The sequence below is a fragment of the Streptomyces montanus genome, assembly GCF_005786655.1.
In the GTDB taxonomy this organism is placed as follows: domain Bacteria; phylum Actinomycetota; class Actinomycetes; order Streptomycetales; family Streptomycetaceae; genus Streptomyces; species Streptomyces sporangiiformans.
This window is the reverse complement of the sequence record NZ_VBZC01000014.1, coordinates 142,271-167,812: the sequence shown is the minus strand read 5'-3', so window position 1 is coordinate 167,812 and position 25,542 is coordinate 142,271. Positions and strand designations below refer to the sequence as shown.

Below are 25,542 nucleotides of genomic sequence, written 5' to 3'. Positions count from 1 at the left end.
AGTCGGTCAGAGGAAGGGTGTGCCCGCGTCGAGTCCGGACAGGACCCGGCCGTACAGCTCCAGATTGGTGGCGGGGTTGACGAACGAATGGAGGCTCAGGGCGTGCAGGTCGCGGACCGCCCGCTGGATGGGCACATCCCGGTGCAGGGAGGAAGCGCCCGAGGCCGAGCCGATCAGGTCGACGGCCTCCTTGCAGAGTCGCGTGACATAGCCGCTCTGCGCGCGGGTCCTGGCCCGCTCCTGCGGTGTGTACGGATCGCCGCAGGTGGCCCTGGACTCGATCCGCGCGACGATGTCGCCGGTGAGTAACTCGGCGCAGGAGATCTTCATCGCGGCCTCCGCCGCCTGCAGATGGGTGACGGCCGCTTCGCTCTGCCGCTCGTAGAAGGTGTACGTGATACCCCGTCGGTGGCTCCGCTCGGTGAACTCCGCCAGGGCCGCCCGCGCCACACCGAGCGCGTTCGGTGTCGTCCACGCGCAGAACAGCAAGAGCACCGGCATCCGGTAGAAGGGGTCGTCGGCGTTGGTCTTCGACGGGAAACCGCCGCCCAGCAGGGGCCCGACCGGCAGGACGCGGTGGGCGGGTACGAAGACGTCGTGGGCGACGACGCTGTTGCTGCCGCTGCCGGCCAGACCCGAGACGCGCCAGTCGTCGAGGATCTCGAGATCGCTCATGGGGACGGCGGTCCAGAGCACTTCGGGCGGCCCGTCACCGGACTCGACCCGGACGGTCAGCAGATGCCAGTCGGCGTCCTGGCAGCCGGTGGCGAAGGCGGAGGTGCCGTTGACCACGTAGCCGCCTGGCCGCGCGACCGCGGTCGCGTCCGGGATGAGGGTGCCGCCGACCCGTACGTCGGGACTGGTGAAGATCTCGTCCTGGGCCTCGTCGGGAAAGAGCGCCGCGATGTAGGAGCACCCCGCCTGGATCAGGGCCATGAAGGCGGCCGAGCCGCACGCGGCGGCGATCTCGGCCAGCGCGTCGACCTGGGTGCGCAGCGTGCTCTGGTAACCGCCGTACCGCCGCGGGACGTTCATCCGGTAGATCCCGGCGTCCGTGAGCGCCGCGACGACCTCGCGCGTCACCCGCCTCTCCTGCTCGGTGCGCAGAGCGTGCTCGCGGATGAGCGGTCGTATCGCTCGTACGCGTTCGACGATGTCGGCGTCGGGACGCGGTGCGGCGGCTTGCGGTGCGTCGGGGTGCGGTGCTGATGACGGAGCCATGGACGACCTCCGGGCACGACGGGTCATCACCGTGACCCGGATTGTCGCGAACTGTCAACGGCCCCTTCATAAGCGGGAGTTGAAGTCAGCAGCCGAGGGCTCGTTTCGCGGAAACGTGGACTGGCATACGTACGCCCGAAGTTGGGCCGTAGGTTGTGCGTGACCATGCACACCGGCTGAGGAGACGGCGCCCATGAGCGACCACGTGACCACGCCCAGAACGGTGCCGGACCGGGAGTTCGACACCTCGGTGCCGCACTCGGCCCGGATCTGGAACTACTGGCTGGGCGGCAAGGACAACTACCCGGTGGACCAGGAGGCCGGCGACGCGTACAGCGCCGTCTTCCCCGGCATCGTGACCATCGCCCGCAGCAGCCGGGCCTTCCTGCGCCGCAGCATCGACCACCTGGTCACCGAGACCGGCGTCCGGCAGTTCCTGGACGTCGGGAGCGGCCTTCCGACCGTGGACAACACCCACGAGGTCGCCCAGCGGAAGGCACCGGACGCCAGGATCGTCTACGTCGACAACGATCCCATCGTGCTGGCCCACGCCGAGACTTTGCTGCACTCCACCCCGCAGGGAGCGACCGCCTATGTGGACGCCGGCCTGTACGAGCCCGACCGTATCCTGGCGGCCGCCGCCGAGACCCTGGACCTCAACCGTCCCACCGCCCTGATCTTCAGCGGCATTCTGGGGCACGTTCCGGACTACGACCAGGCGCGCTCCATCGTCGGTCGGCTGTTGGACGCCCTTCCGCCGGGCAGCCATCTGTGCGTCAACGAGGGTTCGCGCGGCACCGACCCGGCTTACGAGGCTGCTCAGGATGCCTACAACGAGACCGGCGCGGTCCCGTACTTCCTGCGGCCGGTGGCCGACATCGCGGGATTCTTCGACGGCTTGGAACTCGTGGAGCCCGGCGTGGTCTCGGTGCCGCTGTGGCGGCCGGAGCAGACCGCGGCGGGCGAACCGACACCGATCGGTCAGCACGGCGGCCTGGGCCGGAAACCCTGACGGTCCCTCTGCCGGAACTGGAAACGGACAGGCCCTAGTTCTGATCCTGGGCGCGGGCGATGAGCAGGGCCACGTCGTCGTGGTTGTCCGGGTGGTGCAGGGTGCGCAGGAGGAGGTCGCAGACGTCTTCCAGGGGGCGGCCGGGATCGTCGAGGAGGCTCAGGAGTGTGTCGAGGCGCTCGTCGAGGGGGTGCTGGCGCGTCTCGACGAGTCCATCGGTGTAGAACACGAGCTGATCGCCGGGTTCGAGGGCGACGGTGGTGGTGGAGAAGGCGACGCCGCCCACGCCCAACGGTGCCCCGGTGGGCAGTTCGAGCAGTTCCGGACGCCGGCCGGCACGGAGGCGGACGGGCGGCAGGTGTCCGGCGTTGGCGATGAGGCACTCCCGGCGATGCGGGTCATGGACGGCGTACACGCAGGTGGCGATGTAGTGGTCCAGGCCCGCGGTGATCTTGTCGAGGTGTTCGAGGAGCCGGGCGGGATCGAGGTCGAGCGAGGCCAGCGTGCTCGTGGCGGTGCGGAGACGGCCCATGGTCGCGGCGGCGTTGATCCCGCTGCCCATCACATCCCCCACGACGAGCGCGGTCTTGTCGCCGTCCAGCGGGATGACGTCGAACCAGTCGCCGCCGACCTCGACGGCCGCTCCCGCGGGCTGGTAGCGAGAGGCGACCTCGAGTCCGGTCGTCGTGGGCGGGTGGCCGGGCAGCAGGCTGCGCTGGAGGGTCAGGGCGGTGTTGCGGGCGTTCTGGTACCAGCGCGCATTGTCGATCTGCACGGCGGCGCGGGCGGCCAACTCCCGGGCGAGTACGAGGTCGTCCTCGCTGAAGGGCAGGGGGTTGCGGGTGCGTTTGAGATCCAGGGCGCCGAGTACTTCGCCGCGTGCGATCAGCGGCACCGCCAGATAGGAGTGGACACCTGCCCGGTCCAGGAGCGCGGCCGCCTCCGGATCGCGGGCGATGCGGGGCAGATCCTCGTTCGTCACCCGCGGCACCATGACCGGGCGGCCCGTGCGTACGCACTCGGTGACCAGGCGGTCGGGCCCGTATCGGGCGATCCCACCGGGAGTATCGGCCGCCTCGAGGGCTTCGGCGGCACGATCCGCTTCGACGGCCAGCGCGCGGATCACCGCCGGCTCCGTGGGCCCGAGGCCGCTGGGGCGGCCTTCCACCACCGCGTCGAGCAGGTCCACGGCCGCGATGTCGGCGAGTTCCGGCACGGCGACGTCGGCCAGCTCACGGGCGGTCAGGTCCAGCTCCAGCGTGGTGCCGATACGGGTTGAGGCGTCGGCGATGACGGCCAGGCGCCGCCGCGCGGCCTCGGCCTCCACTCCTGCCTGGTACCGCTCGGTTACGTCCAGGACCGAGGAGGCCACGCCCAGAACATGTCCGAGGGCGTCCTCCAGCCGGTAGAACGAGATGGACCAGGCATGATCCTGATCCGGATCGGCCGGAGTCCGGCCGATGGTGGACTGTTCGACCAGAGGGACACCGGTGTCCAGCACCTGACGCGCCGCGGATTCGAGGGCTTTGACATCGACGAACGGCAGCACCTCGGGGACCGTCCGGCCGATATGCTCCTCCGCCGGTACGCCGTTGATGCGCTCCAGCGCCGGGTTGACCGATACGTACCGCAGGTCGGTGTCCAGGACGGCGAGCCCGATCGGGGACTGCGAGACCATGCGTGCGGACAGGGCCACATCCCGCTCCAGCCTGCGCAAGGTCGACTGATCGGCGGCGAGGCCGAGGGCGTAGAGGGAACCGCGGTCGTCCAGGAGCCGCATGTTCCGGAACTCCACGAGGCGCGTGGTGCCGTCCTTGTGCTGCACGGGAAAGGCCCCGGACCAGCTCTGACCGGTGCCCATGACGTCGGCGAACAGCTTGCTGACCAGATCGATGTGCTGCTCGTGGACCATCAACCGGGCCGCGTACTGCCCCAGTGCCTCCTGTGCCGTGTAGCCGAACAGCTCCTCGGCCTGCGGGCTCCACAGCACGATGCGCCCCTGGGTGTCCAGCACCACCGAGGCCACACCCAGCACATCCAGCAGCCCGCTCGGCTGCACCGGCCCGCGAACAGGCTCGTGGACCGGGTCATGAACCGGGTCATGAACCGGCTCGTGACCGTCGGCCACGGAGGAACCGGCCGCGCTCATGCCAGGCACCGCCTTCGCCCCTGCATGCGGCGCATGGCCTCACGCACCGTCGGCTGCCCCTGACTTATCGCGTTCACACTGCCCTCCGGCGTCACCATCGTGCTGCTTCACCATCCCCCAACAACGCACCGCCTGTCCGGCGAAGGCATCACGAGGGCATCGCGGAAATGCGAAGGTGTGATGGCCCGCATGTGCACAACGGAGGAGAAACCACGGCATGGCCGTCATTCACCACACCACCCTCAAGCCGACCAAGCTCGAACTGCTCACCTCCTGGCTTCCCTCCCGACCGTGGTACCACGGTGGCGCCGGCGCACCGGAGTTGGCCAAGGCCGGAGGCTTCCGGCTGGACGATCCCCAGGGCGAGGTCGGAATCGAGTTCATGGTGGTGTCCGACACCTCCGGCAGCCGGCCGGCCGCCTACCTGGTGCCGCTCACCTATCGAGGTGCCCCGCTCGCCGGGGCGGACGATGCTCTCGTCGGCACGATGGAGCACGGTGTGCTGGGGCCGCGCTGGGCCTACGACGGCTGCCACGACCCCGTACTGGTCGCCCAGTTGCTCGCTCTGATCGAGGGCCGGGTCCAGGCCCAGGCCCAGAGCCTCAGCGACACCCCCGACCGGGAGGTGACCCGCTCCTACACGGGTGACGGTGCCGCCTCCACGGAGTCCACCACGGCACACACCGCCACCGACGACCAGGAGGGCACCGAACTCCTGCTCCCGCACGGAGCGACGACCCTCCGCCTGCACAGGGCCCTGCACCCCGCTCCCGACGGCCCACCCCTCCTCCCGCAGGGCACGATCGGCCATGTCTCCGGCACCTGGCTCCTCCCGGACGGCACCCACGCACGAGGGCTGTTCGCCGCCCTGCAGTCGGTTCTCCAGGTATAGGCGGTCGAGGCGCGCCCTTCAGGGGCGCGGGGAACTGCGCGACCGGCCACAACCGACCCGCACCCGAAGGACGAAACCCACGCACCTCCCGCACCTTTCAGCGCGTGGGGGGGGGCGCCCCTTTAGGGGCGCGGGGAACTGCGCGACCAGCCACAACCGACCCGCACCCGAAGCACGAAACCCACCCACCCCCTTCCCCCTCCCGCGCGCGGGCGCCCGCGGGCACGGGGGCCTGGGGGCGCAGCCCCCCGTTTCGGGAAGGGGTGGGGTTGGGGAAGGAAACCCGATGCGACCGAACCGTTCGCGGGACCCTCGCGGAGGAGGCCATCAAGCCTTGACCGACATGCCGACCGAGGCGACGGGGTCGTGCCGGGGCAGCAGGAACGGGGTCGTCAGGAGAAGGAGACCGGCGATCGCGATCGCGGTGCGGGGGCTGGTGATGCCGGCCAGCAAACCCCACAAGGCGGTCATGGCCGCGATGGCGACCTTGCTGCTGATCGACCACGCGGACAGAGTGCGGATGACCCGATCCGGCGCTGTCTGCTCGAGCCGGTAGGTCGCGGACACCGGGTTGAACACGCCCGCGCAGGTGATCAGCCCAAGCTCCACGGCCATGACGAGCACCAGTCCGCCGACGCCGGGTCGGACGAAGGCCAACCCGAGAGGCCAGCACGCGCGCAGTGCCCCGGCGGTGAGCAGGACCTTGTGCTGTCCGAACCGCGCGACGAGTGGGCGGGCCAGCCGCGAGCCCACCAGGCCGCCGACGCAGGGCACGGCGAACGCGAGTCCGTACTGCCACGGCGTGAACCCGAGAGGGCCGAGCATCAGGAGGGCGAGCAGCGGCGCAGCGGCCATGATCAGGCCGTTGACCAGCAGCGTGTTGAGGAACAACGGGCGCAGCACGGGGTGGGCCAGGATGTACCGCCATCCTTCGAAAAGGTCACCGGCTCTCAGGCGTGACGCATCGGTGCGTACAGGCCGCGGCTCCCTCCCGCCGATCGCGCGGATCCCTGCCGCGGAGAGCAGATAGCTGACCGCGTCGGCCGCCACGGTCACCACTGGACCGAACAGCCCGATCGCGGCCCCGCCGAGCGGCGGTCCGAGCGCGGTGGCGGTCCAGGTCGTGGACTCGAACCGCCCGTTCGCGACGAGCAGGTCCTCCGGGCGCACCAGCGCTTTGAGGTGTGCGCCGCCGGCCGCGTTGAAGGTGATGTCGGCCGCGGCGGCGATGACCGACACGACCAGGAGCTGGGCGAAGGTGAGCAGGCCGAGCGCGAACGCGAGGGGGAGGCTTGCCAACGCCGCGAACCGGATCAGGTCCATCGTGACCATCACCGGCCGCTTACGGCGGAACTCCACCCACGGGCCGAGCGGCACCGCCACAGCCGCCCCCACCGCCGGCCCCACAGCCGCGAGCATCGACACCTCGGTCGGCCCGGCGTGCAGCACGAGAATCGCGATCAGGCGGAACGCGTCGAAGGCGAGCCATGTGCCGATCGCACTGACCGCGTACGCCGCCCAGAGCCATCCGAACTGCCGCCCCAGAGGCCGCCGCCCACCCACCATGTCCAGCGCACCCTTCGCCGCCCCGCACCGCCCCGCACCGCCCCGCCCCGAGCGACATCACGTCCCCGAGAGAGATCAAAGCGAGCAGCCGTCCAGTGGGTCAAACAACGGTTCGTCAGCGAGCAACAACCATGCGTTGTGCACCTAGGATCGGTCGGCGTGAATCTCGATGCCGTACGCACCTTCGTCGCCGTGGCGGACACAGGCCAGTTCCAGGAAGCCGCCGCGGATCTGTCGATCACTCAGCAGGCCGTCTCCAAGCGCATCGCAGCGCTGGAGCAGGACGTCGGTGTGCGGCTGTTCACCCGCACGGCGCGCGGAGCCCAACTCACCATCGACGGGCGGGTGTTCCTTCCGCACGCCCGCGGTCTCCTCCGAGCCGAGGAGCGGGCAGCCGCCTCCGTACGTCCCGGACGCCGCGCGCTGCGCGTCGATGTGATCGGCCGGAATCTCGCACCAGCAGGTTTGCTGCGCGACTTCCACCGCGCGTATCCCGAGACCGAACTCGATGTCGTGACCCACCTCCTCGACACGGACGCGGCCCTCGCCGCTGTCCGGTCCGGGACGATCGACGCGTCCTTCCGCGCGGTCACCTTGCCCGCGCGGCAGCTTCCCGACGACATCGAGGCTGTTCCGGTCCTCGACGAGCCCATCCAGCTCCTCACCGGTCCGGCACACGAGTTCGCCGCCGCCCGTGCGGTCATGCCCGCCGAGCTCGCCGGGCACAGAATCTGGATGCCCGGCATCGTCACCGGAACCGAATGGGCCGCGTACTACGGCGAACTCGCCGCCGCGTTCGGGCTCACCATCGACTCGACCGGGCCCAACTTCGGTATCGAGACCCTCCTTGACATGATCGCCGACTCCTCGGCTCTGGCGACCTTCGTCGGCGAGCAGACCCGGCTCGTCTGGCCCGCGGACTACGACCTGCGGCGCGTTGTCCTGCACGGTCCGACACCGGTCTACCCGCACTCATTGATCTGGCGCCGTGACAACCCGCACCCTGCCCTCACCACACTCCGCGACCACCTCGACTCCACAAGGCCCCTGCGCCGCGGCGCCGAGACGTGGGCACCCCCATGGGCCGCAAACAACTAACCGTTGCGTTCCACGACGTGGATGTTGAACGTGTGAGTGCTCGGCCCGCCCGCGATTCCCATGACGAGCAGGGCGAAGTGTTCCTGTCCACGTGCGGTGGCGATGCCGCCCAGATCGGTGCGGTCCTTCGGCTGCCGCGACCCGAGCAAGACGTCGTGCCCGGCCGCTGACCAGCCCGCGGCCAGTGCCCGGCCGACATTGCCCGTGCCCAAGGTTCCTATACGCATGGGGCGACGCCAATCGCCACCCCCAGGATCAGCGGATCGGGCTGCGGGCCCAGCCAGGACCGGTACCAACGACGTAGGCCGACGGCGCGGCCTCGCGGTAGGAGTCACGACGCGGTGCGCGCCCGCCGGCAGCGTCGTACGCGACGTGCGCCTGGCGATCGAGTCGACCGCGTCCGTCAGCACCTCGGCCGGGGGAGCGGCGCCGGGGGCGGCTCTATGTCTTTCGTCAAGCGAGGCGTTGAGCGTCGAATCCTTGACCCCCGGTCGGCGCTCCTCGATGCTGTGCGTTGCGGCACGTGAGGTGTGTGCCGTAATGAGCAACATCTGACTCAGATCTCGTACCAGCAGAGGAGTGGCCATGACTCACCAGGTCCGTGCTGTCGTCGCGCGGGGGAAGGGCGTCCCCGTCAGCCTGGAAACGATCAACGTGCCCGACCCGGGCCCGGGTGAGGCGCTGGTGAAGATCGAGGCCTGCGGGGTCTGTCACACCGATCTGCACTATCGCGAGGGCGGCATCAACGACGACTTCCCCTTCCTGCTGGGCCACGAGGCCGCGGGTGTCGTGGAGTCGGTGGGAGAAGGTGTCACCGACGTCGCCCCCGGCGACTTCGTCATCCTCAACTGGCGCGCGGTGTGCGGGCAGTGCCGGGCCTGCCTGCGCGGGCGGCCGTGGTACTGCTTCGACACCCACAACGCGAAGCAGAAGATGACCTTGGCCGATGGCACCGAGCTGTCGCCGGCGCTGGGCATCGGCGCGTTCGCGGAGAAGACACTGGTGGCGGCGGGGCAGTGCACGAAGGTCGACCGGGCCGCGTCGGCGGCCGCCGCCGGTCTGCTGGGGTGTGGGGTGATGGCCGGCATCGGCGCGGCCATCAACACCGGCAAGGTCGGACGTGGTGACAGCGTGGCGGTCATCGGCTGTGGGGGAGTAGGGGACGCGGCGGTCGTCGGGTCGAACCTGGCGGGCGCGGCGAAGATCATCGCGGTGGACATCGACGACCACAAGCTCGAAACCGCCCGCAAGCTGGGCGCGACGCACACGGTCAACTCCAAGGAGACCGACCCGGTCGAGGCGATCCGTGACCTGACCGGCGGCTTCGGTGCCGACGTGGTCATCGAGGCGGTGGGCCGCCCGGAGACGTACAAGCAGGCGTTCTACGCCCGGGACCTGGCGGGCACGGTCGTCCTCGTCGGTGTGCCGACCCCGGAGATGAAGCTGGAACTGCCGCTGCTGGACGTCTTCGGCCGGGGCGGCACGCTGAAGTCCTCCTGGTACGGCGACTGCCTGCCGAGCCGGGACTTCCCGATGCTCATCGACCTCTATCTGCAGGGCCGTCTGGATCTGGACGCCTTCGTCACGGAGACCATCGCGCTGGACGAGGTCGAGAAGGCCTTCGAGCGGATGCACGGTGGCGACGTGCTGCGCTCGGTGGTGGTCTTCTGATGGCCCGCGCCCGCATAGAACATCTCGTCACTTCGGGGACGTTCTCACTGGACGGCGGCACCTGGGACGTCGACAACAACGTGTGGATCATCGGCGACGACAGCGAGGCAGTCGTCATCGACGCCGCACACGATGCCGAGGCGATCGCCGAAGTCCTCGGTGAGCGCACCCTGCGGGCCATTGTGTGCACCCACGCCCACAACGACCACATCGACGCCGCGCCCGAGCTCGCGGCTCGCGCCGGTGCCCCGATCCTGCTCCACGGTGACGACCTGCCGCTGTGGAAGCAGACCCACCCGGACCGGACGCCCGACGGCGACCTGGCCGACGGCCAGGTCCTCACGGTGGCCGGTGTCGAGCTGACCGTGCTGCATACCCCCGGCCATGCCCCCGGCGCGGTCTGCCTGTACGCACCGGCCCTGACGGCGCTCTTCAGCGGTGACACGCTCTTCGCGGGCGGCCCGGGGGCGACGGGGAGGTCGTACAGCGACTTCCCGACCATCGTCGATTCCATCCGGCACCGGCTGCTGACTCTGCCGGGCGACACCGTCGTACACACCGGCCACGGCGAGACGACCACCATCGCCGCCGAGGCCCCGCACCTTCAGGAGTGGATCGACCGCGGCTTCTGACCCCGCCCAATCGAACAGCGCACGCCCGCTCTCGGCCATGCAGGCCGACGAGGCGGGCGTGCGTGCGTCCGCCCCGCAATCTGAGGGGACCCGACGGCTGGACACCCCCTCTGAGCAGGTCGAAGACGCTGATTCCGCGTTGCTCCCCCTCTCCGGTGAGTTGCTTATTGCGCTTCTAGTTGCGTGATGAGAGACGTTGATCGGTGACTCAACAGGCCTTCTGAATGCCTTGACAAGGGTTCTGGGCCGACCTCAGACTGATGTTGCGCTAACCGCAATCCGTTTCGCTATACGCACCGAGGTGTGATGATGATTCCCGCGTGCCGTCTCGCGGATCTCCCGCGCGGCGAGGCCCTCCGGCTCGACATCGACCCGCCGGTCTCGGTGTTCCACACCGAAGACGGCGAGATCTTCGCCATCGACGACACATGCACCCACCAGGACGCCTCGCTCGCCGACGGCTGGCTGGAGGGCTGCGAGGTGGAATGCCCGCTGCATGCGTCGAAGTTCAACCTGAAGACCGGTGCCGTCGACGCCCCGCCGGCCAAGCTTCCCGTCCGGACCCATGAGGCCGTCGTCGAGGACGGCATGATCTACGTCCGGCTGTCCACGGCTGCCCCCAATCTGCCGCCCTGTGTCGCAGCCCGGCTCGCCGGGGCTCCCGCGTGAGGACAGTGGCCGTGGTGGGTGCGTCGCTGGCCGGGCTGTCGGCGGCGCGCTCACTGCGGAAACAGGGCTACGACGGGCGCCTGGTTGTCATAGGAGACGAGCTCCACCGCCCGTACGACAGGCCCCCGCTGTCCAAGGAGTTCCTGGCCGGCACGATGGGTGAAGCGGAACTCGCGCTGGAGGCGGAAGACGAGGACCTGCAGGCGGAGTGGCTGCTCGGCGTCCGTGCCACCGGACTCGACAGCACCGACCGCGCCGTCCGGCTCGCCGACGGCCGGGAGGTCCGCGCCGACGGCTTCGTCATCGCGACCGGCGCCGCCGCGCGCACCCTGCCCGGCTCCGAAGGTCTGGCCGGGGTGCACGTCCTGCGCACCCTGGACGACGCCCGCACCCTGCGGGACGAATTGGCCCGCGGTGGACGGCTGGTGGTGATCGGCGGCGGATTCATCGGCGCCGAGGTCGCCTCCACCGCATACGCCCTCGGGCTCGATGTGACGGTGATCGAGGCGGCTCCGACGCCGCTCGCCGGGTCGCTCGGCGAGACCATGGGTGGCATCGTCTCCGCTCTCCATGCGGACCACGGCGTACGGCTGTTGTGCGGCGTGGGCGTCAAGGGGCTGAGCGGGGACGAGCCAAGCGAGATGGGGGTCCCCCCGGCCGAAGGCTGGGGGAGAAGCGAGGTGGGGGTCCCCCCGGACGGAGTCCGGGGGAGGGTTGACGCCGTCCTGCTCGACGACGGCCGCAGTATCCCCGCCGACATCGTCGTGGTCGGTGTGGGTGCACGGCCGTGTGTCGAGTGGCTGGAGGGATCCGGCGTCGCGCTCGACAACGGCGTCACATGCGGTGCGGACGGCCGCACCAGCCTGGCCGGCGTGGTCGCGGTCGGCGACTGCGCCAACTGGTACGACCCCCGTGCGGGTGCCCATCGCCGCGTCGAACACTGGACCGGTGCGCGGGAGCGCGCCGATGCGGCCGTCGCGACGCTGCTGTCCTGGGGTGCGGCGGAACCGGGCATGCCCCGGCCGCCGTACTTCTGGTCGGACCAGTACGGCGTCAAGATCCAGTTCGCCGGTCATGCGGCAGGCGCCGACAGCGTGACCATCGAGGAAGGCGCCCCGGACGAGCGCAACGTCCTGGCCGTCTACCGGCGTGCCGGTCATCCGGTTGCCGTGCTCGGGATGAACCAGCCGCGGCTGTTCACCCGCTGGCGCAAGCAACTGGCCCTCACGGCACCTTGACACCGCCCCAGAGGCGTCCCATGCTGCGGTTGCATATGGCGCGCAGCGTTGCTCCATACACAACGCCGTCCGGAGTCGCTCTTCCCGGCGCGTGAATGACCGATCCACGACGTTCCCCGAGGAGTGCACCGTGACCTCGACCAGCCTGCCGAACAGCCTGATCGCAACCCTCCCCGGCTCCTCCTACACCGATCCCGGGATCTTCGCCCAGGAGCAGGAGCGCATTTTCGAGACCATGTGGTTCTGCGCCGCGCGCTCGTCCGACCTGGCGAAGCCCGGTGCCTTCCGGACCGTCGATGTGGGCCGCGAAAGCATCCTGATCACCCGCGCCCGGGACAACTCGGTCCGGGCCTACTTCAACGTCTGCCGGCACCGCGGAGCCAAGCTCTGCACGGAGGACAGCGGCGAGGTCAAGCGGGCCTTCCAGTGCCCGTACCACGCCTGGACGTACGACCTGACCGGCAAACTCGTCGCGGCGCCCAACCTTACCAAGATGCCCGACGTCGGCCGCACCGAATACGGCCTGGCGAATGTGGCCACCCACGAATGGCTCGGCTATGTCTGGGTCTGTCTGGCGGAGAACCCGCCCTCCTTCGAGGAGGACGTCATCGGCGATGTCGTCAGCCGCCTCGGCGACGCCGAGGCGATCGAGCGCTACGACATCGCGAGCCTCTCGATCGGAAAGCGGATCGTCTATGACGTCAAGGCGAACTGGAAGCTCATCATCGAGAACTTCATGGAGTGCTACCACTGCGCCACGATCCACCCCGAACTGACCGAGGTGCTCCCCGAGTTCGCCGACGGCTTCGCGGCCCAGTACTACGTCGGTCACGGTGCCGAGTTCGGTGGGGAGGTCCAGGGTTTCACCATCGACGGCTCCGAGGGCCTGGATCGCATTCCGGGTGTCGCCGAGGACCAGGACCGCCGCTACTACGCGATCACCGTGAGGCCGCAGGTCTTCATCAATCTCGTCCCCGACCACGTGATCTTCCATCGGATGTACCCGGTGGCCGTTGATCGCACGATCGTCGAGTGCGACTGGCTCTACCTCCCGCACGTCGTCGACAGCGGCAAGGACGTCAGCCGGTCCGTGGAGCTCTTCGACCGGGTCAACCGGCAGGACTTCGAGGCATGCGAGCGCACGCAGCCCGGAATGGGCTCCCGGATGTACGCCAAGGGGGGCGTGCTGGTGCCCAGTGAGCACCACATCGGTGCCTTCCACGACTGGGTGCACGAGCGCCTGGGCACACAGCAGCCCCAGTAGCGGCGGTCTCTTGTGCGGCCCGAGCCTCGCCGTACGTCGGCCGGTGCGGACGGTACTCGTCGCGGACGGGCCGCTCAGCCCAGGTACCCCATGCGGTGGCTGATCTCCTCCGCGCCCTTGATCAGCACGGGAGCGAGCTCGTGCAGGCGCTCCTTGGTGAGCCGGTACGCGGGCCCGGAGGCGCTCAGTGCCGCGACGACCTCTCCGTCGCGGTTGCGGATCGGAGCGGCCATGGCGTGGAGGCCGAGCTCCAGCTCCTCCAGGGCCCAGGCGTAGCCACTCTCCCGGACGTCGACGAGGTTCTTCTCGAGCTTCGTCTTCGCGGTGATGGTGCGCTGGGTGACCTTCTTCAGGCCGGACTCGGCCAGCACCGCGGCGCGTTCCTTGGCGGGCAGGTAGGCCAGCAGGATCTTGCCGCTCGAGGTGGCGTGCAGCGGGGTCAGTTGGCCGACCCAGTTCTGTGCGGTGACGGCCCCCGGGCCGCGCACCTGGTAGAGGTTGACCGCGTAGTGCTCCTGCAACACAGCGATGTTGACGGTCTCGCCGAGCTCCTCGGCCAGGCTCTCGCAGACCGGTCGGCCCTGCTGGGTGATGTCGATGCGTCCCGTGACCGCACCGGCCAGGCGTACGATGCCGAAGCCGAGGCGGTACTTGCCGCGCTCGCCCGCCTGCTCCACCAGGCCGCGCGCCTCCAGGGCGCCGAGCAGGCGGAACGCGGTGGATTTGTGAACATCGATCTCGGCCGCTACCTCGCTGACACCCGCCTCGCCGCGTTGGGCCAGTATCTCCAGGACGCTGATGGCGCGGTCGACCGACTGGACTCCGCCGGCGTGTGAATTTGAGGTCTCGATACCAAGGTTGTAGTGGCTCACAACGAAACTATACTCACAGTAAACAACGCTACTGCAAGTAACGGTGACGAAACGAAGCCTTTGGAAGTTGCGTCTCTCGCAACCTGGTGCGCATGGTGCTACTGGTATTAGCATGCCTCGCGTACCTACGGCGTGAGCGAGACGAGGCATCATGGCTCCCCTGCAATACGACTTCGTCATCGTCGGTGGCGGATCGGCCGGCAGCGCACTGGCGAACAGACTCTCCGCGGACCCGGCGAACCGGGTGCTGGTACTGGAGGCCGGCCGGTCCGACTACCCGTGGGATGTCTTCATCCACATGCCCGCGGCGCTGACCTATCCGATCGGCAGCCGGTTCTACGACTGGAAGTACGAGTCCGAGCCCGAACCCCATATGGGCGGCAGACGTATCTATCACGCGCGGGGCAAGGTACTGGGCGGCTCCAGCAGCATCAACGGCATGATCTTCCAGCGCGGCAACCCCATGGACTACGAGCGCTGGGCGGCCGACCCCGGGATGGAGAGTTGGGACTACGCGCACTGTCTGCCGTACTTCCAGCGGATGGAGAACTGTCTCGCGGCCGACCCGGACGACGAGTTCCGTGGTCATGACGGTCCCCTCGTCCTCGAACGTGGCCCGGCGACCAGCCCGCTGTTCACCGCGTTCCTGGAAGCGGTCCAGGAGGCCGGTTACGCTCGCACCGACGACGTCAACGGCTACCGCCAGGAAGGTTTCGCCGCGTTCGACCGCAATGTCCATCGCGGACGTCGTCTGTCGGCCGCGAAGGCGTACCTCAAGCCGGTCAAGAAGCGGCCCAACCTCACGGTCAGGACCCGCGCCTTCGTCACACGCGTTCTCTTCGAGGGCAAGCGGGCCGTGGGCGTCGAGTACCAGCACGGCCGCGGCAAGCCCCAGCAGGTCCGCGCCGGAGAGGTCATCCTCTGCGGAGGTGCGATCAACTCCCCGCAACTGCTGCAGCTCTCCGGCGTCGGCAACGCCGACGAGCTCGGCGCCCTGGGGATCGATGTAGTCCACGACCTCCCGGGCGTCGGCGAGAACATGCAGGACCACCTGGAGGTCTACATCCAGTACGCCTGCAAGCAGCCCGTCTCCATGCAGCCGTACATGGCGAAGTGGCGCGCCCCCTTCATCGGACTGCAGTGGCTCTTCCGCAAGGGCCCGGCCGCCACCAACCACTTCGAGGCCGGCGGCTTCGCCCGCAGCAACGAGGACGTGGACTACCCCAATCTGATGTTCCACTTCCTGCCCGTCGCGGTCCGCTACGACGGCTCCTCGCCGACCGGCGGCCACGGCTACCAGGTGCACGTGGGCCCCATGTACTCCGACGCCATCGGCTCGGTGAAGATCAAGAGCAAGGACCCGCGCGAGCACCCTGCGCTCCGCTTCAACTACCTCTCCACCGAGCAGGATCGCCGCGAATGGGTCGAGTCGATCCGAGTGGCCCGCAAGCTCCTCAACCAGCCCGCGCTCGCCCCCTACAACGACGGGGAGATCTCGCCCGGGCCGAAGGTGGAATCGGACGAGGAGATCCTCGCCTGGGTCGCGAAGGAGGGTGAGACCGCCCTGCACCCGTCCTGCACCTGCAAGTTGGGCACCGACGAGATGTCCGTCGTCGACCCGGCCAGCATGCGCGTGCACGGTCTGGAGGGCCTGCGCGTGGTGGACGCCTCCGTCATGCCCTATGTCACCAACGGCAACATCTACGCACCGGTGATGATGATCGCCGAGAAGGCCGCCGACCTGATCCTCGGCAAGGAGCCGTTGGCACCGTCCAAGGCCGCGTACTACCGCCACCGCGACGCCCAGAAGCAGACGGGGTAGACGCGTTGGGTGACGCAGGGCTCCGGGCGCTGCTGCGCAGCGTCCGCTACGAGGTGCTGCCCGCCAAGTCGACCGAGGACAAGGTCCTCGCCCATGTCCCGCGCGACGTCGTCGTCACTGTGACGGCGTCGCCGGTCAAGGGCCTGGAGCCGACGCTCGACCTCGTCACCCGGCTCGCGGCGCACGGCTACCGCGTCGTCCCGCACGTCCCCGCGCGGCTGCTGCGGGACGAGGGGCACGTGAAGGATGTCGTCGACCGGGTCCGCGAGGCGGGCGTGGACGACATCTTCGTTCCGGCGGGCGACGCTGACCCGCCCGCCGGGGTCTACGACGGGGCGCTGCCCGTGCTGCGCAGCCTGAGCGAACTGGGCAGCCCCTTCTCCCGCGTGGGCATCGCCGGCTACCCCGAGAGTCATCCGCTCATCCACGACGACGTCACCATCCAGTCGATGTGGGACAAGCGCGAGCATGCCACGTACATCGTGAGCAACCTCTGTTTCGACCCGCGTGAGCTGGGTCAGTGGATCGCCCGGATACGGCGCCGGGACGTCCCCCTTCCCGTCCATGTGGGCGTCGCGGGGCCCGTGCAGCGCGCGAAGCTGCTGTCCATGGCGGCGAAGATCGGCGTGGGGGAGTCGACTCGCTTCCTGACGAAGCACGCCTCGTGGTTCCTGCGCTTCGCGGCACCCGGGGGATACTCCCCCGAGAGGCTGCTGGCACGTGCCGAAGAGGCGCTCACCGCGCCTTCGGCGGGGGTGGCCGGCCTGCACCTGTTCACGTTCAACCAGATCGCCGAGACCGAACGGTGGCGCTGCGCGCTGCTGGATCGGCTTGGCGGCTGAAGGTCACTGCGCAGGCCGTATACGAAGGCGGGCGGGCTGGTGGCAGTCCAGCCCGCCGTAGTGCCGTTGCGCTCAGCGCGAGCGAGTGGTTCACCCTGATCACGCAGGCTTTCGGGCGGCCTTCGCCGGTTCGTATCGCGCAACTCTGTGAGTATTGCGCAACATAATCCAGGCCGGAGGAGCCCCAGGTCAAGAGAGAGTGACCGACGGGCCGCGTGTGAAATCGTCATCCGCCAACCCCTTGACGTCTGCCAGGGCATTCGTAATCGTGTTCCACCACAAGCAATTGAATGCACGATGCGCAACGAAATTCATCGAAGGGCTCGGCGCGTGGCAGACCTGTACGTGGGCGGAGAGTGGCGGGAACCGGTGGCCGGAGGCCGCCGGGAAATCCGCTGTCCCGCTGACGGATCGCTCACCGCGACTGTTTCGGAAGGGACGCGTCCCGACGCCGCGGCGGCGATCGCCGCAGCCCGTCAAGCCTTCGACCAGGGGCCCTGGCCGCACACCCCGGAGCGGGAGCGCGGTGCGCTGCTGCTGCGCACCGCCGACATCATCGAGCGCGACGCCAAGGCATTCGCCCGCGCCGAATCGCTGGACACCGGCAAGCGGCTGGTGGAGAGCGAGTACGACATCGCCGATGTGGTGTCCTGCTTCCGCTACTACGGCGGGATCGGGGGCACCGACGCCGGCCGCGTGATCGACACCGGCCGCGACGACGCCGTCAGCCGCGTCGTCCATGAACCGATCGGCGTGTGCGGCCTCATCACCCCCTGGAACTACCCGCTGCTCCAGGCGTCCTGGAAGGTCGCCCCTGCCCTCCTCGCGGGCAACACCATCGTCCTCAAGCCCAGCGAGCTCACCCCCTCCACCTCGATCCTGCTGATGAAGGCACTTCAGGAGGCCGGTCTCCCCGCCGGCGCCGCCAACCTCGTCCTGGGCACCGGCCCCGAGGTGGGCGCCCCGCTGTCCGCGGACCCGGTCGTCGACATGGTCTCCTTCACCGGAGGCCTGGAGACCGGCAAGCGGATCATGGCCACGGCCGCGGCGACCGTGAAGAAGGTGGCGCTGGAGCTCGGCGGCAAGAACCCCAACGTCGTCTTCGCCGACGCCGACTTCGAGACGGCCGTGGACTTCGCCCTCACCGCCGTCTTCCTGCACTCCGGGCAGGTCTGCTCGGCAGGGGCCCGGCTGATCGTCGAAGCCTCCCTCCATGACGCCTTCGTCGACGAGGTCGTCCGCCGAGCCCGGCAGATCCGTCTCGGCGGCCCCTTCGACCCCGAGGCCGAGACCGGAGCGCTGATCTCCGCACAGCACCGGGAGAAGGTCGAGGCGTACGTCGCGGCGGGCCTCGCCGAAGGCGCCGTCCTGCGCTGCGGCGGCGCACGCCCGGAGGACCCCGCGCTGGCGAACGGTTTTTACTACCCGCCGACCGTGCTCGACGAGTGCCGCCGGGACATGCGGGTGGTGCACGAGGAGTCCTTCGGACCCGTGCTCACCGTGGAGCGCTTCACCGACGAGAACGACGCCGTGCGCATCGCCAACGACACCGAGTACGGGCTGGCCGGAGCCGTCTGGACGCAGGACGCCGGCAAGGCCCAGCGGGTCGCCCGGCGGCTGCGCCACGGCACGGTGTGGATCAACGACTACCACCCCTATGTGCCGCAAGCGGAATGGGGTGGCTTCGGGCACTCGGGTGTGGGCCGGGAGCTGGGACCGACCGGCCTGGACGAGTACCGAGAGCCCAAGCACATCTGGCAGAACATCCAACCCCGGCCGCAGCACTGGTTCCGCGGCTGAACGCCGAAAAGAGGTCGATCGTGACCCCAGTACAGACTCAGGTGCCGCAGCGGCGCGGCACACCCCAGGACTCGGACGGTACGCCGGTCGTATCCGTGCGCAAGCTGTGGAAGGTGTTCGGGCCGAAGGCCGAGCGGGTACCGGAATCCGAGGAGCTGTGCGGGCTCACCCGCCGTGAGCTCATGGACCGTACGGGATGCACCGCCGCCGTACGTGACGTGAACTTCGAGGTGTCGCGGGGCGAGGTCTTCGTCGTGATGGGCCTGTCCGGCTCGGGCAAGTCCACCCTGGTGAGATGTCTCACCCGGCTGATCGAACCCACCGCCGGTGAGGTCGTCTTCGAGGGCGAGGACATCCGCGGCGCGGACCACAAGCGTCTGCGCGAGCTGCGGCGCCGCAAGTTCTCCATGGTCTTCCAGCACTTCGGGCTGCTGCCCCACCGCCGCGTCGTCGACAACGTGGGCTTCGGCCTGGAGATCCGCGGCATGAGCAGGGCAGAGCGCACCAAGCGGGCCCTGGAGGTCGTCGAACTGGTCGGCCTCTCCGGTTACGAGAACTCCTACCCCGACCAGCTCTCCGGCGGCATGCAGCAGCGCGTCGGCCTCGCCCGGGCGCTGGCCGGTGATCCGGACGTCCTCTTCTTCGACGAGCCGTTCTCGGCGCTCGACCCGCTGATCCGCCGGGACATGCAGAACGAGGTGATACGGCTGCACCACGAGGTCGGCAAGACGATGGTGTTCATCACCCACGACCTCTCCGAGGCGCTCAAGCTGGGCGACCGCATCCTGATCATGCGCGACGGCAAGATGGTCCAGTGCGGCACGGGCGACGAGCTGGTCGGCGCCCCGGCCGACGACTACGTACGCGAATTCGTCAAGGACGTGCCGCGCGGCGACGTGCTCACCCTGCGGTGGATCATGCGGCCGGCCGAGCCGGACGACGCCCTGGACGGTCCCGAGCTGGGCCCGGACGTCGTGGTGAAGGAAGCCACCCGGGCCGTACTGGCGGCCGACAAGCCGGTCAAGGTCGTCGAGAACGGCAAGCTGCTCGGCATCGTCGGCGACGAGGAGATCCTCGCGGTGGTCGCCGGGCAGGAAGGCGACATGTGATGACCGTCGCCATGGAGAAACCGGAAAAGACCAAGACCGCGGAACCGACCGCGCCCGTCGAGGGCGTACGCAGAGTCAGCCGGGGCATGGTGGTTGCCGCGATCCTGGTCGTCTGGCTGGTGCTGTTCGCCGTGCTGCGCGGAAAGCAGACCATGTCACTCGCGGCGGCGGACCTCACCGATCTGCACCAGTGGCTGAACGACGTCAACGACTCGATCGGTGCGAACCGCAACTCCAACCCGTTGTTCCTCTACTTCTTCAACGAGATCCGTCTGGTCATCGACAACCTGGTGACCTTCGTGCAGAGCCTGATCTCACAGCCCACCGGAGCCCGCCCCGTACCGCAGATCGGGTGGCTCGGCGTGGTCGGCATCGCCGGCTTCGTCTCCTGGGCCGTGGGGAACTGGCGGGTCGCGCTGCTGACCGTGGCCGGGTTCACCTTCATGGGGCTGCAGGGCCTGTGGCAGGAGAGCATGGACACCCTGGCGCTTACCCTCTCCGCGGTCTTCGTGGCGCTGCTGTTCGCGATTCCGCTGGGCGTGTGGGCGGGGCTGTCCGACCGGTTCAACCGGATCATGACGCCCTTCCTGGACTTCATGCAGACGATGCCGACCTTCGTCTACCTGGCCCCGCTGACGCTGATCTTCCTCATCGGCGGGGCATCCGCCACCATCGCCACCGTGATCTACGCGGCTCCGCCGGCGATCCGTATCACCGCGCACGCCATCCGGTCGGTACCGGAGACGACCGTCGAGGCGGCCGACTCGCTGGGTGCGACCCGACGGCAGTCGCTGTTGAAGGTCCTGCTGCCGATGTCCAAGCGGACGGTGGTGATGGGCGTCAACCAGACCATCATGGCCGCCCTGGCCATGGTGACCATCGCGGCCCTGATCGACGCGCCCGGCCTCGGAAAGACCGTCATCCAGGCCCTGCAGTCGCTCGATGTCGGCACGGCCTTCAACGCGGGGCTCGCCATCGTCATCATGGCCATCGTCCTCGACCGGGTCACGACCGCGGCGAGCGGACGCGCGGAGGCGGCCCGGCGCTCGGGCAGCCGCTTCCTCACCTGGCGGCGGCCGCTGCTGGGCGCGGGAACGGTGGTCACGGCAGTCCTGATCTACATGTCGCACACCTACGTCTGGGCGGCGGAGTTCCCCGGCGAGGGCGGCATCGGCAGCTCCATCGCGCGCGTCGCCGACACCGCGACCACCTGGGCGCAGGACAGTCTGTCGGGCCTCACCACAGCCTTCCGCGACGCCATCAGCAACGGCCTGCTCAACCCGTTCCAGTCGCTGCTCACCGGGTCCCCCTGGTGGCTCGTCGGCGCGGCCCTGATCGGGATCGGTTCGGTGCTCGGCGGCTGGCGGGCCGGGGCCACCGCGGCCGTGTGCGTCGGCCTTCTGGTCGGCACCGGAGTGTGGTCGGACAGCATGACGACGCTGGCATCCACGATGGTGGCCACGATCATGGTGATGGTGCTCGGCATTGTCTTCGGGGTGTGGATGGGGCGCAGCCTGCTCGTGGACCGGCTGCTCAGGCCCACCCTGGACGCGGCACAGGTCATGCCGCCGTTCGTCTATCTCGTGCCGTTCCTCGCGCTGTTCGGCGCGACACGCTTCACGGCGATCGTCGCCGCCGTCGTCTACGCGGCACCCGTCGCCATGAAGATCATCGCCGACGGCGTGCGGAACGTGCCCGCGACCACCGTGGAGGCGGCCACCTCCGCCGGGTGCAACACCTGGCAGATCATCACCAAGGTTCAACTGCCGATGGCACGCAGCGCCCTCACTCTCGCCACCAACCAGGGCCTGATCTATGTGCTGTCGATGGTTGTTGTGGGCGGCCTGGTAGGCGCGGGCGCCCTCGGCTACGACGTCGTGGCCGGCTTCTCGCAAGGACAGCTGTACGGGAAGGGGCTTGCCGCGGGGCTGGCCATCGTCCTTCTCGGAGTCATGTTCGACCGGATCACTCAGGCAGCGGCGCGGCGTACCAGCGCGTAAGGAGTTACTGACCATGGCAAGGCAAGCAAGACAGTGGAGAGTCGGCGCGGCCGGCATAGCGGTCCTCGGGCTCACTCTCACCGCCTGCGGCGGTGCGAAGGTCGGTGACAGTTCCTCGGGGTCCGACAGCTCGGGCGGCTCCGCCAAGTGCGGCACCTTCAACCTCGCGGTCAACCCGTGGGTGGGTTACGAGGCCGACGCGGCTGTCGTCGCCTACGTCGCGGAGCAGGACCTCAAATGCAAGGTGGTCAAGAAGGACCTGAAGGAAGAGATCGCCTGGCAGGGCTTCGGGACGGGCGAGGTTGACGCCGTCCTGGAGAACTGGGGTCACGACGACCTGAAGAAGAAGTACATCACCGATCAGAAGACGGCCGTCGATGCCGGCCCGACCGGCAACGAAGGCCTTATCGGCTGGTACGTGCCGCCGTGGCTGGCCAAGGAGCACCCGGAGATCCTCGACTGGAAGAACCTGAACAAGTACGCGGCCAAGTTCAAGACCTCCGAGTCGGGTGGCAAGGGTCAGCTCCTCGACGGCGACCCGTCGTACGTCACCAACGACGCGGCGCTGGTGAAGAACCTGAAGCTGGACTTCAAGGTGGTGTACGCGGGCAGTGAGACCGCGCTCATCCAGGCCTTCCGCAAGGCGGAGAAGAACAAGGAATGGGTGATCGGCTACTTCTACGAGCCGCAGTGGTTCCTGTCCGAGGTGCCGCTGAAGAAGGTCAGCCTGCCCGAGTACAAGGAGGGCTGCGACGCCGACGCGGCGAAGGTCGCGTGCGACTACCCCGTGTACAAGCTCGACAAGATCGTCAGCGCCAAGTTCGCCAAGTCGGGCAGCCCGGCCTATGACCTGGTGAAGAAATTCAACTGGACGAACGACGACCAGAACACCGTGGCCAAGTACATCGCGGTGGACAAGATGTCCCCCGAGGCGGCGGCGAAGAAGTGGGTCGAGGCCAACCGCGACAAGGTGGACGCCTGGATCAAGTAGGGCCGGAAGCCCGAAGCTCGAAGCCGGTCGAACGTGCCCGGTGGGCGGTGCGCACACATGCGCACCGCCCACCGGGCATTGCTGTGTTCCAGCCCGTCTTCCAACCCGTTTTCCCGCGTCACGAACCCTCTTGACACCCACTTGCACGCCAGGCACATTGAGTTGCGCAACCTGAATCGCGTTGCGTACACAGCAACTAGACCGGCGGGGCTGGTTTTCAAACCGGAGGTGCGGCGATGGCGGGACCCCGAGTGGTCATCATCGGAGCGGGCGTCGTTGGCGCGGCCCTCGCGGACGAGATCTCCACACGAGGCTGGACCGAAGTGACCGTGGTGGACCAGGGCCCACTGCCCGCCACGGGGGGCTCAAGCTCGCACGCCCCGGGCCTGGTGTTCCAGACGAACTCCTCCAAGACCATGACCGAGCTGGCCCGCTACACCGTCGAGAAGTTCTGCTCCCTCGACGTCGACGGCAAGCCCTGCTTCCTGCAGGTCGGCGGCCTCGAAGTGGCGACCACCCCGGAGCGCCTCGCGGAACTGCACCGTCGCCACGGCTGGATCACCGCCTGGGGCATCGAGTCCCGGCTGCTGAGCCCCGAGGAGTGCGTCGAGCAGCACCCGCTGGTCAACCGGGAAAGGGTCCTCGGTGGCCTCCTGATCCCCACGGACGGTCTCGCCAAGGCGGTCCTCGCCGTCGAGGCGCAGATCCGCCGGGCCACCGAGCGAGGAGTGCGTTTCCTCGCCCGCCACGAAGTCCTCGACGTCCAGCAGAGCGAGGGCCGCGTCACCGGCGTCCTCACCGACCAGGGCGAGATCCCCGCCGACATCGTCGTGTGCTGCGCCGGCATCTGGGGCCCGAAGATCGCCCGCATGGTCGGCATGAACCTCCCGCTCACCCCGCTCGCCCACCAACTCGCCTGGACCGGCCCGGTGCCGGCCCTGGCGGGACAGACACGGGAGGCGGTGCGTCCGATCCTGCGCCACCAGGACGCCGACCTCTACTACCGCGACCGCTTCGACGGCCTGGGCATCGGCTACTACGGCCACCGCCCGATGCCCATCTCCGCCGACGACATCCTCTCCGTGGACGAGGCCGACGAGATGCCGTCGGTCCTGAAGTTCACCGAGGAGGACTTCGAGGACGCCTGGAGCGAGACCCAGTCCCTGCTACCCGCGACGATGGAGGCCAAGGTCGAGGAGGGCATCAACGGCCTGTTCTCCTTCACCACCGACGGCCTGCCCCTCCTCGGCGAGTCACCGGACGTCAAGGGCTTCTGGGTTGCCGAGGCCGTGTGGGTCACCCACTCGGCCGGCGTCGGACGGGCCGTCGCCGAATGGCTGGTCGACGGCTACTGCTCCTCCTTCGACCTGCACGAGTGCGACGTCAACCGCTTCGAGCCGCACCAGCTCTCGCCGGAGTACGTCCTGGCCCGCGACTGCCAGAACTTCGTCGAGGTCTACGACATCCTGCACCCGCTGCAGCCGTCGGGTGACCCGCGCCCGATCCGCACCAGCCCGTTCCACGCCCGCCAGCAGGAGCTGGGCGCCTTCTTCCTGGAGGCCAACGGCTGGGAGCGCCCGCAGTGGTACGAGGCCAACGCCTCACTCGTCGAGGGCCGCTCCATCCCGACCCCCAACGACTGGGCCGCGCAGTACTGGTCGCCCATCGTCGGCGCCGAGGCGCGGATCACCCGCGAGACCGTCGCGATGTACGACATGACGGCCCTCAAGCGGCTCGAAGTGAGCGGCCCCGGTGCCGCCGCCTTCCTGGAGAGCCTGTGCACCGGCAAGGTCGCCAAGTCCGTCGGCTCAGTGACGTACACCCTGCTCCTCGACCACGACGGCGGCATCCGCAGCGACATCACCGTCGCCCGGCTGGGCCGCGACCTCTTCCAGGTCGGCGCCAACGGCAACCTGGACCTCGACTGGTTCACCCGCCATCTCCCCGCCGACGGTTCGGTCCAGGCACGCGACATCACGCCCGGCACCTGCTGCATCGGCCTGTGGGGCCCGCTCGCCCGCACGGTCCTGCAGCCGCTGACCGACGAGGACTTCTCCAACGACGGCCTGAAGTACTTCCGCGCCAAGCGCGCCCACATCGGCTCCGTCCCCGTGACGGCCATGCGTCTGTCGTACGTAGGTGAACTCGGCTGGGAGCTGTACACCACCGCCGACCTGGGCCAGAAGCTGTGGGACACCCTGTGGCAGGCGGCCGAGCCGCTGGGCGGCATCGTCGCCGGCCGCGGCGCCTTCAACAGCCTCCGTCTGGAGAAGGGCTACCGCTCCTTCGGCACCGACATGACCTACGAGCACGACCCCTACGAGGCCGGCGTCGGCTTCGCCGTCAAGCTCGACAAGGACGACTTCATCGGCAAGGCCGCACTGGAGCGCCGCAAGGCCGACGTGCGGCGCAGGCTGACCTGCCTCACCATCGACGACCCGCAGTCGGTCGTCATGGGCAAGGAACCGGTGTACGACGGCGACCGCGCCGTCGGCTACGTCACCAGCGCCGCCTACGGCTACACGATCGGCAAGGGCATCGCCTACGCGTGGCTCCCGGCGGAGCTCGCCACCCCCGGCACCACCGTGAACATCGGCTACTTCGACCAGCGCGTCGAGGCGGTTGTCGCCGAGGAGCCCCTGTTCGACCCGACCATGTCCCGCCTCCGTGGCTAACACGCAGCGTCGGCTTTGA

At 68.9% G+C, this 25,542-nt stretch carries 20 protein-coding genes; 15 read left to right on the top strand and 5 right to left on the bottom strand.

Translation table 11 applies throughout. The features are described 5' to 3' along the window. Positions 1–6 precede the first annotated feature (6 nt). The gene (locus FE633_RS15390) at positions 7–1,221 is read right to left on the bottom strand and encodes a flavin-dependent monooxygenase (RefSeq protein WP_138045692.1); all 1,215 of its coding nucleotides are present in this window, start codon (positions 1,219–1,221) and stop codon (positions 7–9) included. A 193-nt stretch (positions 1,222–1,414) separates the two neighbouring features. Here FE633_RS15390 and FE633_RS15385 point away from each other — a divergent pair, with 193 nt between their 5' ends. Further along, entirely contained in the window at positions 1,415–2,233 is an 819-nt protein-coding gene (locus tag FE633_RS15385; protein WP_138045691.1) for an SAM-dependent methyltransferase, read from the top strand. 34 nt (positions 2,234–2,267) lie between these two features. Here FE633_RS15385 and FE633_RS15380 read toward each other — a convergent pair whose 3' ends face one another. Beyond that, complete coding sequence (locus FE633_RS15380) at positions 2,268–4,382, bottom strand: SpoIIE family protein phosphatase (RefSeq protein ID WP_138045690.1); 2,115 nt, start codon at positions 4,380–4,382, stop codon at positions 2,268–2,270. A gap of 217 nt (positions 4,383–4,599) precedes the next feature. Between FE633_RS15380 and FE633_RS15375 the strand changes: the two genes are divergently transcribed. Beyond that, positions 4,600–5,274 carry a maltokinase N-terminal cap-like domain-containing protein gene (locus tag FE633_RS15375; protein WP_138045689.1) on the top strand — a complete coding sequence of 225 codons (675 nt, stop codon included), beginning with the start codon at positions 4,600–4,602 and terminating at the stop codon, positions 5,272–5,274. A gap of 327 nt (positions 5,275–5,601) precedes the next feature. Here FE633_RS15375 and FE633_RS15370 read toward each other — a convergent pair whose 3' ends face one another. Next, positions 5,602–6,837, bottom strand: a complete 1,236-nt coding sequence (locus FE633_RS15370) for an MFS transporter (RefSeq protein ID WP_138045718.1) — start codon at positions 6,835–6,837, stop codon at positions 5,602–5,604. Positions 6,838–6,999: 162 nt separating this feature from the next. Between FE633_RS15370 and FE633_RS15365 the strand changes: the two genes are divergently transcribed. Beyond that, entirely contained in the window at positions 7,000–7,938 is a 939-nt protein-coding gene (locus tag FE633_RS15365; protein WP_138045688.1) for a LysR family transcriptional regulator, read from the top strand. Here FE633_RS15365 and FE633_RS15360 read toward each other — a convergent pair. After that, entirely contained in the window at positions 7,935–8,165 is a 231-nt protein-coding gene (locus tag FE633_RS15360; RefSeq protein ID WP_138045687.1) for an NAD(P)-binding domain-containing protein, read from the bottom strand. The genes FE633_RS15365 and FE633_RS15360 overlap by 4 nt on opposite strands. Positions 8,166–8,523: 358 nt before the next feature. Here FE633_RS15360 and FE633_RS15355 point away from each other — a divergent pair, with 358 nt between their 5' ends. The 5 genes from FE633_RS15355 (at position 8,524) to FE633_RS15335 (ending at position 13,412) form a co-directional block, all read left to right on the top strand. Continuing rightward, complete coding sequence (locus tag FE633_RS15355) at positions 8,524–9,609, top strand: S-(hydroxymethyl)mycothiol dehydrogenase (RefSeq protein WP_138045686.1); 1,086 nt, start codon at positions 8,524–8,526, stop codon at positions 9,607–9,609. After that, entirely contained in the window at positions 9,609–10,241 is a 633-nt protein-coding gene (locus FE633_RS15350) for an MBL fold metallo-hydrolase (protein ID WP_138045685.1), read from the top strand. Before FE633_RS15355 ends, FE633_RS15350 begins: the two co-directional genes overlap by 1 nt. Positions 10,242–10,547: 306 nt before the next feature. Continuing rightward, positions 10,548–10,910: a bifunctional 3-phenylpropionate/cinnamic acid dioxygenase ferredoxin subunit gene (locus tag FE633_RS15345; protein ID WP_138045684.1), complete on the top strand. Its 363-nt coding sequence runs from the start codon at positions 10,548–10,550 to the stop codon at positions 10,908–10,910. Next, complete coding sequence (locus tag FE633_RS15340; protein ID WP_138045683.1) at positions 10,907–12,148, top strand: NAD(P)/FAD-dependent oxidoreductase; 1,242 nt, start codon at positions 10,907–10,909, stop codon at positions 12,146–12,148. Before FE633_RS15345 ends, FE633_RS15340 begins: the two co-directional genes overlap by 4 nt. Before the next feature lie 130 nt (positions 12,149–12,278). Continuing rightward, complete coding sequence (locus tag FE633_RS15335; protein ID WP_138045682.1) at positions 12,279–13,412, top strand: aromatic ring-hydroxylating oxygenase subunit alpha; 1,134 nt, start codon at positions 12,279–12,281, stop codon at positions 13,410–13,412. 74 nt (positions 13,413–13,486) lie between these two features. Here the strand turns inward: FE633_RS15335 and FE633_RS15330 are convergent, their stop codons facing one another. Continuing rightward, positions 13,487–14,284, bottom strand: a complete 798-nt coding sequence (locus FE633_RS15330) for an IclR family transcriptional regulator (protein ID WP_246113622.1) — start codon at positions 14,282–14,284, stop codon at positions 13,487–13,489. 151 nt (positions 14,285–14,435) lie between these two features. Here FE633_RS15330 and betA point away from each other — a divergent pair, with 151 nt between their 5' ends. The 7 genes from betA to FE633_RS15295 all read left to right on the top strand — a co-directional run bounded on the left by betA (position 14,436) and on the right by FE633_RS15295 (position 25,523). Then, the gene (gene betA, locus FE633_RS15325) at positions 14,436–16,106 is read left to right on the top strand and encodes a choline dehydrogenase (protein ID WP_138045680.1); all 1,671 of its coding nucleotides are present in this window, start codon (positions 14,436–14,438) and stop codon (positions 16,104–16,106) included. Positions 16,107–16,111: 5 nt separating this feature from the next. Continuing rightward, positions 16,112–16,948: a methylenetetrahydrofolate reductase gene (locus FE633_RS15320; RefSeq protein ID WP_138045679.1), complete on the top strand. Its 837-nt coding sequence runs from the start codon at positions 16,112–16,114 to the stop codon at positions 16,946–16,948. 330 nt (positions 16,949–17,278) lie between these two features. Further along, positions 17,279–18,748, top strand: a complete 1,470-nt coding sequence (locus FE633_RS15315) for an aldehyde dehydrogenase family protein (protein WP_138045678.1) — start codon at positions 17,279–17,281, stop codon at positions 18,746–18,748. Between the two features lie 20 nt (positions 18,749–18,768). Beyond that, positions 18,769–19,857 (top strand): quaternary amine ABC transporter ATP-binding protein, encoded by a 1,089-nt coding sequence (locus tag FE633_RS15310; protein WP_138045677.1) that lies wholly within the window; start codon positions 18,769–18,771, stop codon positions 19,855–19,857. Then, positions 19,857–21,857 (top strand): ABC transporter permease, encoded by a 2,001-nt coding sequence (locus FE633_RS15305; protein ID WP_138045676.1) that lies wholly within the window; start codon positions 19,857–19,859, stop codon positions 21,855–21,857. Before FE633_RS15310 ends, FE633_RS15305 begins: the two co-directional genes overlap by 1 nt. Positions 21,858–21,870: 13 nt before the next feature. Next, positions 21,871–22,848, top strand: coding sequence for an ABC transporter substrate-binding protein (locus FE633_RS15300; RefSeq protein WP_138045675.1), 978 nt, complete (start codon positions 21,871–21,873; stop codon positions 22,846–22,848). Between the two features lie 236 nt (positions 22,849–23,084). Then, on the top strand, positions 23,085–25,523 hold the full coding sequence (locus FE633_RS15295; RefSeq protein ID WP_138045674.1) for a GcvT family protein: 2,439 nt from the start codon (positions 23,085–23,087) through the stop codon (positions 25,521–25,523). The last annotated feature ends 19 nt before the right edge of the window (positions 25,524–25,542 follow it).